Origin of the sequence: Nocardia bhagyanarayanae (assembly GCF_006716565.1) — a bacterium.
Taxonomy (GTDB): Bacteria; Actinomycetota; Actinomycetes; order Mycobacteriales; family Mycobacteriaceae; genus Nocardia; species Nocardia bhagyanarayanae.
On record NZ_VFPG01000002.1, the window covers coordinates 1,048,955 to 1,064,349 of the forward strand.

A 15,395-nucleotide genomic window follows, 5' to 3' on the forward strand; every position below is an offset into this window, starting at 1 on the left:
CGAAGGTGACCGCCACCGCGCCCGACCAGGTGAAGGTGACGTTCGGTCGATGTCGCGGGTCAGACGGTGAAGGCGGTGACCGCCTCGATCACCCTGGCCACCTGCTCGTCGCGCAGATCCGGCCAGAGCGGAAGACGCACAACGGTTCCGGAGAACTCCGCGCTGCGCAGGCAGGGCCGCGGCGTGCGGCCGAGCTTCAGACCCGCCGGGCTGGAGTCCAGCGGCACGTAGTGGAACGGAGCCGAGATGCCGAGACCGCCGAGGTGCGCGATCAGGTCGTCGCGGCGCTGCTCGGTGGGCGTGCGCAGGTAGTACAGGTGCGCGGTGTGCGCGCGATCCTCGGGCACCGTCATGAGGCGCACGTCGTTGCGCGCCGCCCAGTCCGCCAGCCCGGCGGCGTAGGCGTCCCACACCCGGTGCCTGCCGGACTGGATCGTGTCGAATTCGTCGAGCTGCGCGTCGAGCACCGCGGCGTTCAGCTCGCTGGGCAGGTAGCTGGAACCGATGTCCTGCCAGGAGTACTTGTCCACCGCGCCGCGCAGGAAGCGGGCACGGTCGGTGCCCTTCTCCCGGATGATCTCCGCGCGCGCCATCAGGATCTCGTCGGTGAGCAGCAGCGCGCCGCCCTCGCCGCAGTGCACGTTCTTGGTGTCGTGGAAGCTGAGCGTGCCCAGCGTGCCGATGGTGCCGAGCGGCCGTCCGCGCCAGCTGCCGCCGAGCCCGTGCGCGTTGTCCTCGACGACGGCGAAGCCGTACTGGGCGGCGAGCGCCAGCAGGCCTTCCATGTCGGCGGCGACACCGCCGTAGTGGATGACCACCACGGCCTTGGTGCGCTCGGTGACGGCGGCGGCCACCGATTCCGGATCCAGGTTGCCCGAGGCCGGGTCGATGTCGGCGAAGACGCAGGTCGCCCCGCGCAGCGCCATCGAGGTGGCCGTGGAGGTGAACGCGAAGCTCGGCACGATCACTTCGTCGTCGGGGCCGAGCTCGAGCAGCAGACCGGCCATTTCCAGCGCGGAGGTGCACGAAGTGGTCAGCAGCGCGTGCGGCGCGCCGGTGATGGCCTTGAGCTTCGCGGTGGCCGACGCGGTGAACTGCCCGTCGCCATGGCTGTGGTCGGAGGCCAGCACGGCCTCCAGATTGGCCAGTTCCCGGCGCGCCCGGAACGGGCGGCTGAAGATGACGCGGTCAGTGCTCAACCCGGTTGGTCCCCCTGCTCGTGGTCGTGGTCAGTTCCCGCGCGTCGATCGGGCGCGGCGTCGGTGAGTCGACGGTGAGGTAGAGCGGCTTGCCCACCAGGATGTGCAGGGCGACGCCCAGATATTCGGCGATCAGGCCGAGCGAGAACAGGATCGCTCCGGAACACAGCAGCAGCACCACGATGGTGGAGGCCCAGCCCTCCGGCGCCCAGCCGTCGGTGGTGAGCGCCTCGTACACGACGACGCCCGCCATCACCACACCGGCCAGCGCCAGCGTCACGCCGAGCATGCTGACCAGACGCAGGCCCCGGGTTCCGCTGCACAGGACCATTTTCCAGAACAGCGAGAACAGCCTGCGGTAGTTGTAGCCGGACTCTTCGCGCCCCTCGGCGCGCAGCACCACGGGCTCCTGGACGACCGTGCCGACCACCCAGGTCAGCGCCACGTCGAGGTACACGCCGTTGGAGGCGACCTCGGCGAGCTGGCGGCCGATGGCGCCGCGGATCAGCCGGTAGCTCTCGAACCTGGTCGAATCGGGGAAGGCGAACAGCGTCGCCAGCACGATCTTGGCCCCGCGCGAGGTGAGGTTGCGCAGGAAACCGTGCGGGCGGGTGTTGGTCGGCTTGGAGTAGACCAGGTCCGCGCGCCCGGTGAGCGCCGCGTCGAGGAACGCACCGATGAAGCGCGGATCGTGCTGGCCGTCCTCGTCCATGGTGACGATCCAGTCGCCGCGCGCGGCCGACATTCCGGCGATGGTGGCGGCGTCCTGGCCGAAGTTGCGGCTCAGCCAGACGGTGCGCACCTCGGGGTAGGTCTGTTCCAGCTCTTGCAGGACGACATCGGAGCGATCGGGCCCGTTGTCGTGCACCAGAATGATTTCCTGGACGGTGAACGCGGTGCCGCCCGGCGTCTGCGAGCCAGCGGTGAGCGCGTGCAGCTCGGCGACCAGTCCGCCGATGGTGTTCTCGCCCCGATACACCGGAACCACAACGGAAATGCCGTGCGGCCGGTCGAGGCCGGGACGTCCGTCCGCGACGGGGTCGGCGCGGTACGGGCGAGCGGAGGGAATCGGCATCAGCTGAATCAACTTTCGATGACGGTGCGTGCCGGTACTGCCCGCTGGACAGCGGAGCCCGAGCCGCCGTGAACTGTAGCACGATGCGAACAAGGCCTTCCGGTGCAGTTCATCAGACCATCATCAACACCTCGGCGGCCGATGCCAAGCGCTGCGGTGGGCTGTAGGGTTTGGAACTCGTGACCGACAGTGCAGTACTCGACTCGCGGCCGCACTCGCGACGGGACGTCCACCGGTGGGCCGCGATCACAGTGTTCGGGGTGATCGCGGGGTACGCGGCGGTGCTGCTCGCCAACGTCCGGCACTACTTCACCGACGACACCGAATCGCAGTACACCGCGCTGTGGGTCGGCCTCGGCCGGGCGCTGCGCGACGGCCAATTCCCGGTGATGGTCCCGGAACAGTGGATGTCGGGCAACAACACCATGGACGACGCGGGCCTGTTCAATCCGCCGCAGCTGCTGATCGATCTGATCGCGCCCTCGGTGGACAACGTTGCGCTGTACGCGACCGTCGTCAAGCTGATCTTCTCCATCATCGCCGCGACCGGCGTCTACCGGATCTGCCTGGTCTACGGCGCGCGCCCGGCCTGGTCGGCGGTGGCCGGCATCGCGTTCCCGCTGTCCGGTTTCTTCCTGTTCTTCGATCAGGCCAGCTGGATGACCGCGCTGACCGGCACCGCTTGGCTGGTGCACGCGTGGGCCTCGTCGGTGCGCTACACCCGCGGGCTCGGCGGCCCGATTCCGGTCTTCGTCTTCCTGTACCTGACGATCTCCACCCAGTACATCTTCCCGGCCGTGGAGGCGGCGCTGATGCTGCTCGCGGTGGCGGTCGGCGAGCTTGTGTACCAACGCAAGTGGCAGCCCGTCGCCCGGCTCACGGCCGTCTCGTTGTTCGCCGGACTGGCCGGACTGCTGACCTTCCTGCCCAGCATGCTCTCGGCCAAAGTGACCTGGCGCGGCACGGCGCAGATCAACAACGACCAGTTCCTGACCGTGCCGTGGTCGGAATCGCTCAACGCCAGCCTGCCCAGTTCGCTGCCCGCGTTCACGTCGTGGTGGGGCTACGTGCAGCCGATGCCGCTGACCTACATCGCGTGGTTCCTGATCCCGGCGCTGGCGTTCATCGACTGGAAACGGGCCCGCGAGTCGTGGCGCGAGCTGAGCGCGGTCGCGCTGTTCGCCATGATCATGCTGATGTGGACCGCCGGACCGGGCTCGATCGGTCCGCTGCGCTGGCCGGTCCGGGTGCTGCCGATGCTGGCCATCGGCCTGCTGGTGCTGGTATGCGTATTGCTCGGCCGCTACGGCACATTCCAGAACTGGAAGAACCGCGGCATCGCGGCCGGTGTGCTGATCCTGGCGCTGTGGGTGCGGTCCTTCTCTGCCGACCCGCGCCACGCGCTCTGGCACGTGGTCGCCGCGCTCGCCATCGCGGCGGTGGGCGCCGGGGTGGTGTGGCTCGCCCGCGAGCGCGGTATCGCCGCCGCGTGCGCGCTGACCATCGTCGCCATGTTCCCGATCGCCTATTTCCAGGTGAGCGCCGCACAGCCGACGCCGATGCCGTGGAATCTGCCCGCCGACCGCACCGAAGCGATGGCCGAGTTCCCCGATTTCACCGGAACCACCCTCCAACTCGGCGAGCGCGGTCTGCTGCAACCGGCCGACCGCGACATCGACGCCGCCTACGGCTCCCTGGTCTTCGGCAACTACGCCAGGGCGCTGGAGCTGAAGTACGTCAACGGCTATACGCCCACCGGGCACTTCTACTTCGGTGAGCTGCTGTGCATGCGCTGGGACAGCAGCGTCTGCCCGGACGCCTATCGCAGGGTGTTCGCGCCGGAGCCGAGCACGGGCCGACCGCTGGTCGACCTGATGAAGCTCGACAGGGTGGTGTTGCAGCGCGCGCTGTACCCCGACGCGCGCGACCAAGCCGCACCCGAGGGCTGGAAGTGGGTGGACTACCCGGGCCACGAGCGCTACATCGCGGTGCTCGAGCGCGTCGACGGTCCGGTGTCCACCGTGAACGGGCGGGTCTCGGACACGAAGAACGTGACGGCAACGTCGATCGCGGAGACCGACACCACCAGCCGCGTGCGGGTGAGCTCGGAGCAGGGCGGCCGCGTGGTCTTCGCCCGCCTCGGCTGGCCCGGGTACCGAGTCACCCTGGACGGCAAGCAGATTCCGATCACCACCGTGGCCAAGTCCTTCGTCGCCGTGGAGGTTCCCGCGGGCACGAAGGACGCCGAACTGGTGCTGACCTGGCGTCCGCCGGGTTGGAAGATCGGCATCGCGACCATGGTTGCCGGGCTGGCGGGTCTGGGCGTGCTCCAGTGGATGTACGTGCGGTCCCGGCGTCGCGACGACGACGCGGACACCGAGGAACGCCCCGCGGGTGAGCCGGAGCGCGAGCTCGCGGACGTGGTCTCGTGAGCGCGCGCGGCGAGGCGAACTCGTGAGCACCGACCCGGGTTCGATCGCGACGACCGAGGCGGCCGCGCCCGCTTCGGGTCTGCTGCTGCGGCTGGTCCGGCGGCAGGAGGTCGCCTTCGCGCTGATCGGCGCCTTCAACACGGTCTTCGGCATGGCGCTGACGGTGGGCTGGCTGACCGTGCTGCCCGACGCCGGATGGGCGCCGCTGGTCGCTGTCCCGCTGGCCTACGCCCTCGGCATCACCGTCGCGTTCGTGCTGCACCGCACCCTGGTGTTCCGCGTGCGCGGCCACGTGCTGCGCGATTTCGCGGGCTTCGTGGCGGTCAACTCCGGTGGCCTCGCGCTCAACACGGCGCTGCTCTACCTGGCCGTGACCGTGCTGCACCTGCCCGCGCAGCCCTCCGCGGTCGTGGTGATGGGCCTGGTCGCGGTGGCGAGTTTCTTCGGGCATCGGCACATCTCGTTCCGCCGTCGCCCGGCGGTCGAAGCGGGCGAACCGGTCGGGTAGGTTCTCGATCATGCCCGAGGAAACCGCGTTGGACGCCACCCTGCTGAGCCTGCTCGCCTGCCCGCAGGACAAGGGCCCGCTGCTGCTGGTCCGCGATGCCGCGGGCGCCGCGCTGCTCTACAACCCGCGCCTTCGCCGCGCCTACCCGATCGAGAACGGGATCCCGGTGCTGCTGATCGACGAGGCGCGCGACGTCACCGAGGCCGAGCACGAGGCGTTCACCGCCTGAGCGTGCGACGACGACCGGGTCACAGGCCTGGGATCGTCTCGGTGATCGGCGTGATTTCGCTTGTGGCCGAGCCGATGTCGCCGGTCAGGTAGCGCTGCAACGTCGGGCCGACGGCGGCGACGAGCTCCTCGATGGGCATCGATGCCAGCGGTTCGACGCCGATGATCTTGCGCGCCACCAGCACGCCCATCAGCTGCGAGGCGGCCAGAGCCACTCGCGCGCGTCCGTCGTCCTCCGGGGTGGCGATGCGCTTGCGGACCCGTTCGAGCACCACCTCCAGTACGAACGTGCGGGCCAGCACCGGATCGCCGCCGGTGAGCAGTCCGCGCACCGCCGCGACGATGCCGGGACCCGCGGGGGAGTCCCACACGCCGACCACCGCGCCGAGGATCGTCGCACCGAGTTGGTCCAGCGGCGCGTTGTCCATGACGGTCAGGATCACTTCGGGGTCCGTGGGAAGCTCCACCACCGCCCCGAACAACTGCTGCTTGGTGCCGAAATAGTGGTGCACCAGCGCCGGATCCACTCCGGCGTCGGCGGCGACGGCCCGGATCGAGGTCTTGTCGAAACCCGCCTCGGCGAACCGAGCGCGCGCGGCGGCGAGGATCGCCTCCCGCGCGCCGGATCTGCCCGGCCGCCGCCCCGAACGTCCTTGCCGCTCTTCGGCTTCGACCGCATCGGCGCGTCCGTTCCGCTGACGGGGCGCCGCGCTCATGCGGTCCGCCTGCGCAGGGTCGCCGCACCGAGCACCAGCGCCACCACGGCGAACGCCGCGACGATGGCGAGATCGCGCCACATCTCCGCGGTCGCCTCCGGGTTGGTCGAAACCTGTTGCAGCGCATCGACGGCGTAGCTCAGCGGCATCAGATCACTGATCGGTTGCAGCCAGCCCGGCAGCTGGTCACGCGGAACGAGCAAGCCGCACAGGAAGATCTGCGGCGCGACGACGACCGGCATGAACTGCACCGCCTGGAACTCGGTGCGCGCGAACGCGCTCGCCAGCAGGCCGAGCGCCACACCGCAGATGGCGTCGACGACCGCGATCAGCACCACCCAGGCCGGGTTGCCCGCCGCCTCCAGATCGAGCAGCCCGAACGACACCAGGCACGCGACGGTCGCCTGTGCGGCCGCGGCCAGCGAGAAGGCGGTGCCGTAGCCGCCGAGCAGGTCGAGCTTGGACAGCGGTGTGGTGAGCAGCCGTTCGAGGGTCCCCGAAGTGCGTTCGCGCTGCATGGCGATCGCGGTGATCAGGAACATAACGATGAACGGCAGGATGCCGAGCATGCTGATGCCGACCCGGTCGAACAGCGTCAACGGCTGGTGCGGCGCGGTCGGCGCCTCGGCGTAGATGAAGTACAGCAGCGTCATCAGCAGGGCGGGGACCACCAGGATCATGGCGACGGTGCGGTGGTCGTTGCGCAGCTGGCGCAGGATGCGGGTGGTGGTCGCGGCGTACGGGCGCAGCGTCCACCTGGACGCGCCGGGATGCAGGACGGTGGTGGTCATGCCGCTTGTCCCATCGTGATGAGGGTGAGGAAGGCCTGTTCGAGGTTCTGCTCGCCGGTCTGTTCGCGCAGTTCGTCGGGGCTGAGCTGGGCGAGCACGTCGCCTTCGCGCATCAGCAGCAGCTTGTCGCAGTGCTCGGCCTCGTCCATGACGTGGCTGGAGACCAGTAGCGTCGTCCCGTTGGCGGCCAGCTCGTGGAACTGCTTCCACAGATCGACCCGCAGGACCGGATCGAGCCCGACGGTCGGTTCGTCGAGCACGAGCAGATCCGGCTGGGCGACCAGCGCGCAGGCCAGCGAGGCCCTGGTCATCTGACCGCCGGAGAGTTCGTCGCCGCGCTGGTCGGCGTGTTCGAGCAGGCCGACCGCCGCGATGGCGGTGTCGGTGTCGTCGCGATCGCGGCCGTAGAGCGCGGCGTAGTAGGCGACGTTGTCGCGGACGCTGAGGTCGGGGTAGATGCTCGGTGCCTGGGTGACGTAGCCGATGCGCCTGCGCAGTTCGGCGGATCCCGCGGGCAGGCCGAGCGCGGTGATCTCGCCGGAGGCCACGATCTGGGTGCCGACGATGCTGCGCATCAGCGTGGTCTTGCCGCAGCCCGAAGGTCCGAGCAGCCCGGTGATCGAGCCGCGCGGAATGGTCAACGAGATGTTGTGCAGGACTTCGCGTTTGCCGCGCCGGACGGTCAGGTTCCGGATTTCGACGGCCGGAGACGGCGAAGGGTGAGACATGACGGCCTCAATTCATCGAGTGTTGAATTCACTGTGTGATGAATTTACCTCCGCCGGACCCGGCGCGGCAAGGGGGGTCAATGCCCGTGACGATGCTGGGGGCGTCCGGCCGCGCCCCCGGGTTCCACCACGACGAACTGGCCCATCATGCCGAGATCCTCGTGCCACAGCAGATGGCAGTGGTACATGTACGGCGTGTCCGGATCGGCGGGGCCGTCGAAGCGCACCGCGAGCCGCACGGTCTCGTCCGGCGCGAGGAAGACGGTGTCCTTCGGTCCGGTCAGGTGCGCGGGCGGCGCCTCATCGCCGACCGCGAGCACGCGGAACTGCACGTCGTGGATGTGGAAGTTGTGCGGCATGCCGTCGCGGTTGTGCACGATCCAGGTCTCGGTGGAACCTCGGGTGACGGCGAAATCGATGCGGTCCATCGCCATCGGTTGTCCGTTGATACCGCTCAGGTCGAGTTCGAAGCGGCGTTCGGTCACCGAGTCGCGGCCGTCGGGCGTTGACGCGGGCGCCAGCGTCGCGGGCAGCGCCGGGGAGGGGCGCAGGGTCGCCGCCGCGCGCAGTTCCAGCAGGTCGAACGTGTCGTCGCCGCCGTTGAAGCGCTGGGTCCAGAAGCCGAGGCCCGCGTCCAACTTGTTGCTGCGCAATACCGTTCGCTCGCCGGGACGCATTCGCACCACGATCTCCGCGCGCTCGCCCGGCGAGAGCGGCAGCTCGTGCAGGGTGGCGGGGCGATCGAGCAGGCCGCCGTCCGTGCCGACGAGCGAGAAGGCGCGGGCGTCGTCGAAGCCGAAGGTGTAGACGCGCGCGGTGGAGGCGTTGAGCAGCCGCAGCCGGATCAGTTCGTCGCCGACCTCGCGGTAGGGGGCCAGCGTGCCGTTGACCATCGTCTGCTCGCCGAGGAAGCCGACCTCCCGGAAGATCCGGTGGGTGTCCTCGAAGCGCGCGCCGCGGAAGGTCACGTCCTGCACGATGACCGGCAGGTCGTCGACGCCGTAATTCCTTGGCAGCGGCAAGGTTTCGGTCAGATCGTCGTCCAGTAGGAACATCCCGGCCAGGCCGCGGCGCACGTGATCCTCCGTCGCGCCGTGCGGATGCGGGTGGTACCAGAGCGTCGCGGCGGGCTGGTCCACCGTCCACTGCGGCGTCCACGTCGCGCCCGCCTCGACCATCTGGTGCGGGCCGCCGTCCATGGCCGCCGGGAGGTGCATGCCGTGCCAGTGCACCGTCGAGGCCTCGGGCAAGCCGTTGCGGACGTGGACCCGGACCTGTTCGCCGCGCCGGGCACGCAGCGTCGGCCCGAGGTAGTCGCCGTTGAAACCCCAGGTCTCCGTGGCCTGTCCGGGTCGGAATTCCCTGCTGCCCGTGCGCATGTCGAGCTCGAACAGGCGCGTCCCGTCGGGCTCGATTCGAGACTCGGCCAGTGGCGGCACCGCGAGCTCGTTGTGAAAGTCCGTGCGACCGACGGTGGACACCGCCGCGTCCACGTAGATCCAACTGGCACAACCGCCGATCACGACAAGCAACACGAGGACGAAGGAAACGAGACCGACGAACAACCGCCGCCATCGACGCGGACGGGAAACCGAATTCATGCACCGACGGTAGGAATCTCGCGTCCTCCGACGCATCGGGGAGCGTCCCTATTTCGACCCTGGACCCAGCCCTGAGCGATATGTGACGCAGGTCATGATCTGTGGTGTCACGTTCGGCGCCGGTCGCTTGTCCCATGGTCGTCACCAACCAGCGACCGAGCAACGGATCGGAGCAACCGCCATGAACATGACCGTCGCCGTGCGACTCTCGCGCGGTGGCCGGGCGACCCGTACAAGAGACCGGCCGGTTTGCCGACTCGGTCCCGCACGAAGGAGCATGGGCTGATGGCAGAGACGTCGGAATCCGATCCTTTCGTCGAACACCGGCGGCTGCTGTTCGCTACCGCGTACCGGATGCTCGGCACCGTCACCGACGCGGAGGACGTCCTGCAGGACACGTGGCTGAAGTGGAACGAAGCCGATCGGTCCGAGGTGCGGCACCCGAAGTCCTATCTGGTGCGCACCGTCACCAACTTGTCGCTCAATCGACTGACCTCGGCCAGGGCCACCCGTGAAAACTACGTGGGGCCCTGGTTGCCCGAACCCCTGCTCACGACACCCGATTTCGCGGAGCGCACCGAATTGGCCGATACCGTCTCCACCGCCATGCTGGTGGTGCTCGAAACGCTCACCCCGATCGAGCGCGCGGTGTTCCTGCTGCGCGAGGTGTTCGGCTACAGCCACGCCGAGATCGCCGACACCCTGGACCGGCCGGAGGCCACGATCCGCCAGATCGCGCACCGCGCCCGAAGCCACGTCCGGTCGCGGCGCCCGCGCTTCGACACCGACACGACCGAGCGCGCGCACGTCACCGAGCAGTTCATGGCGGCCTGCGCGGGCGGCGACCTCAACGCACTGATGGACCTGCTCGCCCCGGACGTCACCTGCTGGTCCGACGGCGGCGGCGTGGTCACCGCGGCCCGCCGTCCGCTGCACGGACCCGACCACGTCGCCCGCTGGATCCTCGGCGTACTCGCCAAGCCGGAGTCGGCGGGCATCGCCCTCGAGCTCGCCCACATCAACGGCGAAGTCGGCACGCTGGCCCGCATCGGCGATGTCCCGGTCGCGGCATTCACCTACGACCTGGTCGACGGCCGCATCGAGAACCTGCGCTTCCAGGTCAATCCAGGGAAGTTGAAGGGGCTGACGATGAGCACATCGATGCTGGGCTGAGCGGGTAGCTCGTCGTGGGTTCGACGGGCGCGGCTGTTGTCGCCCGGGCCTGACGGTCCTGATCTGAGCGGTCGTCGCATTCCGGGGTCGGTCGCACATCCGGCCCAGCTGCTGCGCCTCGAGGGCTCGAAGCTGACGACGTCCCACTGTCGCTCGACCAAGACGCCGAGCGCTGTGCGCGGACGCTGGTGTCCGCGTCCATCGGCGATTCCGAGCGGTCCGCAACCGCCGGCTTGCGTCCACTCGCGCGCTGGACTCCGCTGGGCAGTAGCCGTGTGTGGCCGCGCCAGAGTGCGCAGCGTGGTGTGTGGTGAGCGCGTGGCGGTTCCGCATCGGCTCGTCGTGGCGGCGCGCGTTGGTTCTCGGCGAATGGACCGATGGTGTTCGGAGCCGCTGCGAGCGCTCCTTACCGCGGGCCTGACCAGCGGCTGAGCGGTTGTCGGTGCGGTCGAGGAGAATGGCCGCTGTGTCTGTCGATGATCTCGTGGTCGAACCGCCCGCCGCCGCCCGTCGCCTGCTCGGTGCAACCTTGCGGTCCGGGCCGGTGGCCGTCCGGATCGTCGAGGTCGAGGCGTACGGCGGCGATCCGGAGGGGCCGTGGCCGGACACGGCCTCGCACTCCGGGCGCGGGCGGACCAAACGCAACGCCGTGATGTTCGGTCCCGCTGGCTTCCTCTACGTGTACCTCAGCTACGGCATGCACACCTGCATCAATGTCACCAGCGGACCCGACGGTACGGCCAGCGCGGTCCTGGTCCGGGCGGGCGAGGTCGTCGAAGGCTTGGATGTCGCGCGTTCCCGCCGGCCCGCGGCGCGCTCCGACATCGATCTGGGTCGAGGCCCGGGGAATCTGGGCACCATTCTCGGCATCACCCTGGCCGACTACGGCACGCCGCTGTTCGATCCGGCGTCGCCGATCCGGCTGGACCTCGACGGCGCGATCGACGCCCCTCAGATCGCCAGCGGTCCGCGCGTCGGCGTCAGCACGGCCGCCGATCGTCCCTGGCGGTTCTGGCTGCCGTCCTCGCCCGCGGTCTCGGCGTACCGGCGCAGCCCCCGCGCGCCACTCGCCGCCGCGGCCCCCGCGGTCGTCCCCGGCGCGGGTGGACGGGTTCGGCGCGGAACCCGCGGCAGTGCGATGAATTAGCCGCACCTCCGGCACCGAAGTTCATCGCCCGGGCGGGATCTTCGACGCGATCGGCTTCGGTGACTGGTAGGAGAACGGCCGAGCCTCGGCGGTCTGCGCGGAGTCCGGGTGTCGGCACATGGGTCCGCGGCTCCATCGCGGGCAGGCCGGGCGGCATCCCGATGAAGTGAGCGCCGGAGTTCCGGGGCGTCCGGGTCTGGCCACGGTTCACGACTATTCGGTCATGGCGAGCGCGGCGGGAGGTGGCGGCGGGTAATTCCCTGGCCCGGCCGCTCTGTGTCGCGGAGAATCGCCCCCGGTACCTGCGCATCGGCGCAGGACAGCGGTGCGGAAAGATGGGACGGCGTGAGCGGCGACATCATCGACGAACTGACCTGGCGCGGACTGATCGCGCAGTCCACCGACCTCGACGCCCTGCGCGCGGCGCTGGCCGACGGGCCGCTGACGCTGTATGCCGGTTTCGATCCGACCGCGGCGAGCCTGCACGCCGGCCACTTGGTCCCGCTGCTGGCGTTGAAGCGTTTCCAGCGCGCCGGGCACCGGCCGATCGTCCTGGCGGGCGGCGCGACCGGCCTGATCGGCGACCCGCGCGACGTCGGCGAACGCACCATGAACTCGACCGACACGGTGGCCGAGTGGGCCCAGCGGATTCGCTCCCAGCTCGAGCGGTTCGTCGACTTGGACGATTCGCCCACCGGCGCGGTCATCGCCAACAACATGGACTGGACCGGGCAGCTCACCGCCGTCGACTTCCTGCGCGACGTCGGCAAGCACTTCTCGGTCAACGTCATGCTGGCCCGCGACACCATCAAGCGGCGCCTCGACGGTGAGGGCATCTCCTACACCGAGTTCAGCTACATGCTGCTGCAAGCCAACGACTACCTGCAGCTGCGCCGCAACTACGGCTGCCGCTTGCAGGTCGGCGGCTCGGACCAGTGGGGCAACATCATCGCGGGCGTCGAGCTGAACCGCCGCGTCGACGGGGAATCGGTGCACGCGCTCACCGTGCCGCTGGTGACCTCCGCCGACGGCAAGAAGTTCGGCAAGTCCACCGGCGGCGGCAGCCTCTGGCTCGATCCGGAGATGACCAGCCCGTACGCGTGGTACCAGTACTTCGTGAACACCGCCGACGCCGACGTCGTCCGGTACCTGCGCTGGTTCACCTTCCTCACCCGCGAGGAACTCGCCGAGTTGGAGAAGGCGACCGAGGAACGTCCGCACGCCAGGGAAGCCCAGCGCAGGCTGGCCGCCGAGATGACGACGCTGGTGCACGGCGAGGAGCACACCCGCGCCGTCCAGCTGGCGAGCCAGGCCCTCTTCGGTCGCGGCGAGCTGCGCGAACTGGACGAGCCGACGCTGGCCGCCGCCCTGCGCGAGGCCGCGGTCGACGGCGAATTGGCCGAGGTCGCGCCGGGCCAGCCCGACACGATCGTCGATCTGCTCGTCGCCACCGGACTGTCCGAGAGCCGCGGCGCCGCCCGGCGCGCGGTCAACGAGGGCGGCGCATCGGTCAACAACCAGAAGATCTCCGACCTCGAGTGGACCCCCGCCGAGGGCGACTACCTGCACGGACGCTGGCTGGTGGTGCGCAGGGGCAAGCGCAATATCGCGGGCGTCCGGCGGGCCACCGCGAGTTGATCTTGGTGTCTTGGGTCACATTCGTGTGGCCCAAGCCCGTTTTCGGCCGGATCGCAAGCCTCTGACCTGCGGAATTACATCCGTGTAGTGCGGATTTGACGACGCGTTCGTCGCCGCGTAACTTATTCAACGTCAGAGCGACACGGACACCGACCCGGAGCCGAGACGCCAAGCCGAGAGGCTGAGCGTGGACCGGGACACGAGGTAGGACGAGGAGCGCCTGGCGGCCCGCAAGGACCAGGACAATCGAATGGACTTGACTCCAGACGAGAGGCCGGTTAGGCTGGGAAAGTTGCCTCTCAGAAGCACCGGGTGAGACCGGCGCGGATGGGTGTGCGTGTGTTCTTTGAGAACTCAATAGTGTGTCGATGAATGTCAGTGCCAAATTTTGAAATTTGGTTCCGGCCCTTCCACTCCCCGTGTGGAGGGCTGGACATTGAAGTCAGCTAATTTCCGGCTGGCGATTGTTTTGCTAGGTTTTCGGACTCTAGTTAGATATTTCTGATTCACCTTCGGGTGTTTCGAGAGTCTTCAACGGAGAGTTTGATCCTGGCTCAGGACGAACGCTGGCGGCGTGCTTAACACATGCAAGTCGAGCGGTAAGGCCCTTCGGGGTACACGAGCGGCGAACGGGTGAGTAACACGTGGGTGATCTGCCTCGCACTTCGGGATAAGCCTGGGAAACTGGGTCTAATACCGGATATGACCAGGGACTGCATGGTTTTTGGTGGAAAGATTTATCGGTGCGAGATGGGCCCGCGGCCTATCAGCTTGTTGGTGGGGTAATGGCCTACCAAGGCGACGACGGGTAGCCGGCCTGAGAGGGCGACCGGCCACACTGGGACTGAGACACGGCCCAGACTCCTACGGGAGGCAGCAGTGGGGAATATTGCACAATGGGCGAAAGCCTGATGCAGCGACGCCGCGTGAGGGATGACGGCCTTCGGGTTGTAAACCTCTTTCGACAGGGACGAAGCGCAAGTGACGGTACCTGTAGAAGAAGCACCGGCCAACTACGTGCCAGCAGCCGCGGTAATACGTAGGGTGCGAGCGTTGTCCGGAATTACTGGGCGTAAAGAGCTTGTAGGCGGTTTGTCGCGTCGTCTGTGAAAACTCACAGCTCAACTGTGAGCTTGCAGGCGATACGGGCAGACTTGAGTACTGCAGGGGAGACTGGAATTCCTGGTGTAGCGGTGAAATGCGCAGATATCAGGAGGAACACCGGTGGCGAAGGCGGGTCTCTGGGCAGTAACTGACGCTGAGAAGCGAAAGCGTGGGTAGCGAACAGGATTAGATACCCTGGTAGTCCACGCCGTAAACGGTGGGCGCTAGGTGTGGGTTTCCTTCCACGGGATCCGTGCCGTAGCTAACGCATTAAGCGCCCCGCCTGGGGAGTACGGCCGCAAGGCTAAAACTCAAAGGAATTGACGGGGGCCCGCACAAGCGGCGGAGCATGTGGATTAATTCGATGCAACGCGAAGAACCTTACCTGGGTTTGACATACACCGGAAACCTGCAGAGATGTAGGCCCCCTTGTGGTCGGTGTACAGGTGGTGCATGGCTGTCGTCAGCTCGTGTCGTGAGATGTTGGGTTAAGTCCCGCAACGAGCGCAACCCTTGTCCTGTGTTGCCAGCACGTAATGGTGGGGACTCGCAGGAGACTGCCGGGGTCAACTCGGAGGAAGGTGGGGACGACGTCAAGTCATCATGCCCCTTATGTCCAGGGCTTCACACATGCTACAATGGCCGGTACAGAGGGCTGCGATACCGTGAGGTGGAGCGAATCCCTTAAAGCCGGTCTCAGTTCGGATCGGGGTCTGCAACTCGACCCCGTGAAGTTGGAGTCGCTAGTAATCGCAGATCAGCAACGCTGCGGTGAATACGTTCCCGGGCCTTGTACACACCGCCCGTCACGTCATGAAAGTCGGTAACACCCGAAGCCGGTGGCCTAACCCCTTGTGGGAGGGAGCCGTCGAAGGTGGGATCGGCGATTGGGACGAAGTCGTAACAAGGTAGCCGTACCGGAAGGTGCGGCTGGATCACCTCCTTTCTAAGGAGCTTCTGCACTGTTCGGCTCGTAGAGTCGAGTTCGAGCGTGCCAGAGCCGCTTATGTCCTCGAATGTGGGACTGCGGTTGCTCATGGGTGGAACGCTGACAA

The 15,395-nt window shown here is 67.9% G+C and carries 12 protein-coding genes and 1 rRNA gene; 7 read left to right on the top strand and 6 right to left on the bottom strand.

Features of this window, described 5'->3' with window-relative positions; translation table 11 throughout:
• Nucleotides 1-59: 59 nt before the first annotated feature.
• A complete protein-coding gene (gene rffA, locus FB390_RS31545; RefSeq protein ID WP_141812818.1) occupies nucleotides 60-1,199 on the bottom strand; it encodes a dTDP-4-amino-4,6-dideoxygalactose transaminase in 1,140 nt (379 codons plus the stop codon).
• The gene (locus FB390_RS31550) at nucleotides 1,189-2,274 is read right to left on the bottom strand and encodes a glycosyltransferase family 2 protein (RefSeq protein WP_141812819.1); all 1,086 of its coding nucleotides are present in this window, start codon (nucleotides 2,272-2,274) and stop codon (nucleotides 1,189-1,191) included. Before FB390_RS31550 ends, rffA begins: the two co-directional genes overlap by 11 nt.
• A 179-nt stretch (nucleotides 2,275-2,453) precedes the next feature.
• On the opposite strand from FB390_RS31550, the gene FB390_RS31555 reads away from it, so the two are divergent.
• Genes FB390_RS31555 through FB390_RS31565 form a run of 3 tightly spaced genes read left to right on the top strand, consistent with a single transcriptional unit; the run spans nucleotide 2,454 to nucleotide 5,443 of the window.
• On the top strand, nucleotides 2,454-4,706 hold the full coding sequence (locus FB390_RS31555) for a glycosyltransferase family protein (RefSeq protein WP_246124502.1): 2,253 nt from the start codon (nucleotides 2,454-2,456) through the stop codon (nucleotides 4,704-4,706).
• 22 nt (nucleotides 4,707-4,728) lie between these two features.
• Nucleotides 4,729-5,214: a GtrA family protein gene (locus FB390_RS31560; RefSeq protein ID WP_141812820.1), complete on the top strand. Its 486-nt coding sequence runs from the start codon at nucleotides 4,729-4,731 to the stop codon at nucleotides 5,212-5,214.
• Between the two features lie 10 nt (nucleotides 5,215-5,224).
• Nucleotides 5,225-5,443: a Trm112 family protein gene (locus FB390_RS31565; protein ID WP_067793020.1), complete on the top strand. Its 219-nt coding sequence runs from the start codon at nucleotides 5,225-5,227 to the stop codon at nucleotides 5,441-5,443.
• Between the two features lie 19 nt (nucleotides 5,444-5,462).
• On the opposite strand, the gene FB390_RS31570 is transcribed toward FB390_RS31565, so the two are convergent.
• From FB390_RS31570 to FB390_RS31585, 4 genes are all read right to left on the bottom strand, one after another.
• Nucleotides 5,463-6,158 carry a TetR/AcrR family transcriptional regulator gene (locus tag FB390_RS31570; RefSeq protein ID WP_141812821.1) on the bottom strand — a complete coding sequence of 232 codons (696 nt, stop codon included), beginning with the start codon at nucleotides 6,156-6,158 and terminating at the stop codon, nucleotides 5,463-5,465.
• Nucleotides 6,155-6,949: an ABC transporter permease gene (locus FB390_RS31575; protein WP_141812822.1), complete on the bottom strand. Its 795-nt coding sequence runs from the start codon at nucleotides 6,947-6,949 to the stop codon at nucleotides 6,155-6,157. The genes FB390_RS31570 and FB390_RS31575 overlap by 4 nt, the downstream gene beginning before the upstream one ends.
• Nucleotides 6,946-7,677 (bottom strand): ABC transporter ATP-binding protein, encoded by a 732-nt coding sequence (locus tag FB390_RS31580; protein WP_141812823.1) that lies wholly within the window; start codon nucleotides 7,675-7,677, stop codon nucleotides 6,946-6,948. The genes FB390_RS31575 and FB390_RS31580 overlap by 4 nt, the downstream gene beginning before the upstream one ends.
• A 77-nt stretch (nucleotides 7,678-7,754) precedes the next feature.
• Nucleotides 7,755-9,278 carry a multicopper oxidase family protein gene (locus tag FB390_RS31585; protein ID WP_141812824.1) on the bottom strand — a complete coding sequence of 508 codons (1,524 nt, stop codon included), beginning with the start codon at nucleotides 9,276-9,278 and terminating at the stop codon, nucleotides 7,755-7,757.
• Nucleotides 9,279-9,563: 285 nt separating this feature from the next.
• Here FB390_RS31585 and FB390_RS31590 point away from each other — a divergent pair, with 285 nt between their 5' ends.
• From FB390_RS31590 to FB390_RS31605, 4 genes are all read left to right on the top strand, one after another.
• Nucleotides 9,564-10,451 carry an RNA polymerase sigma-70 factor gene (locus FB390_RS31590; protein ID WP_185757358.1) on the top strand — a complete coding sequence of 296 codons (888 nt, stop codon included), beginning with the start codon at nucleotides 9,564-9,566 and terminating at the stop codon, nucleotides 10,449-10,451.
• A gap of 466 nt (nucleotides 10,452-10,917) precedes the next feature.
• Complete coding sequence (locus FB390_RS31595; RefSeq protein ID WP_425465932.1) at nucleotides 10,918-11,598, top strand: DNA-3-methyladenine glycosylase; 681 nt, start codon at nucleotides 10,918-10,920, stop codon at nucleotides 11,596-11,598.
• A gap of 345 nt (nucleotides 11,599-11,943) precedes the next feature.
• Complete coding sequence (tyrS, locus tag FB390_RS31600) at nucleotides 11,944-13,236, top strand: tyrosine--tRNA ligase (RefSeq protein ID WP_141812826.1); 1,293 nt, start codon at nucleotides 11,944-11,946, stop codon at nucleotides 13,234-13,236.
• Nucleotides 13,237-13,767: 531 nt separating this feature from the next.
• Nucleotides 13,768-15,286, top strand: a 16S ribosomal RNA gene (locus FB390_RS31605).
• The last annotated feature ends 109 nt before the right edge of the window (nucleotides 15,287-15,395 follow it).

Bases quoted from the DNA above. Each gene is read 5' to 3' on its own strand.
- FB390_RS31580 (WP_141812823.1), bottom strand. From the start codon at position 7,677: ATGTCTCACCCTTCGCCGTCTCCGGCCGTCGAAATCCGGAACCTGACC.
- FB390_RS31585 (WP_141812824.1), bottom strand. From the start codon at position 9,278: ATGAATTCGGTTTCCCGTCCGCGTCGATGGCGGCGGTTGTTCGTCGGT.
- FB390_RS31565 (WP_067793020.1), top strand. From the start codon at position 5,225: ATGCCCGAGGAAACCGCGTTGGACGCCACCCTGCTGAGCCTGCTCGCC.
- FB390_RS31575 (WP_141812822.1), bottom strand. From the start codon at position 6,949: ATGACCACCACCGTCCTGCATCCCGGCGCGTCCAGGTGGACGCTGCGC.
- FB390_RS31590 (WP_185757358.1), top strand. From the start codon at position 9,564: ATGGCAGAGACGTCGGAATCCGATCCTTTCGTCGAACACCGGCGGCTG.
- FB390_RS31570 (WP_141812821.1), bottom strand. From the start codon at position 6,158: ATGAGCGCGGCGCCCCGTCAGCGGAACGGACGCGCCGATGCGGTCGAA.
- FB390_RS31550 (WP_141812819.1), bottom strand. From the start codon at position 2,274: ATGCCGATTCCCTCCGCTCGCCCGTACCGCGCCGACCCCGTCGCGGAC.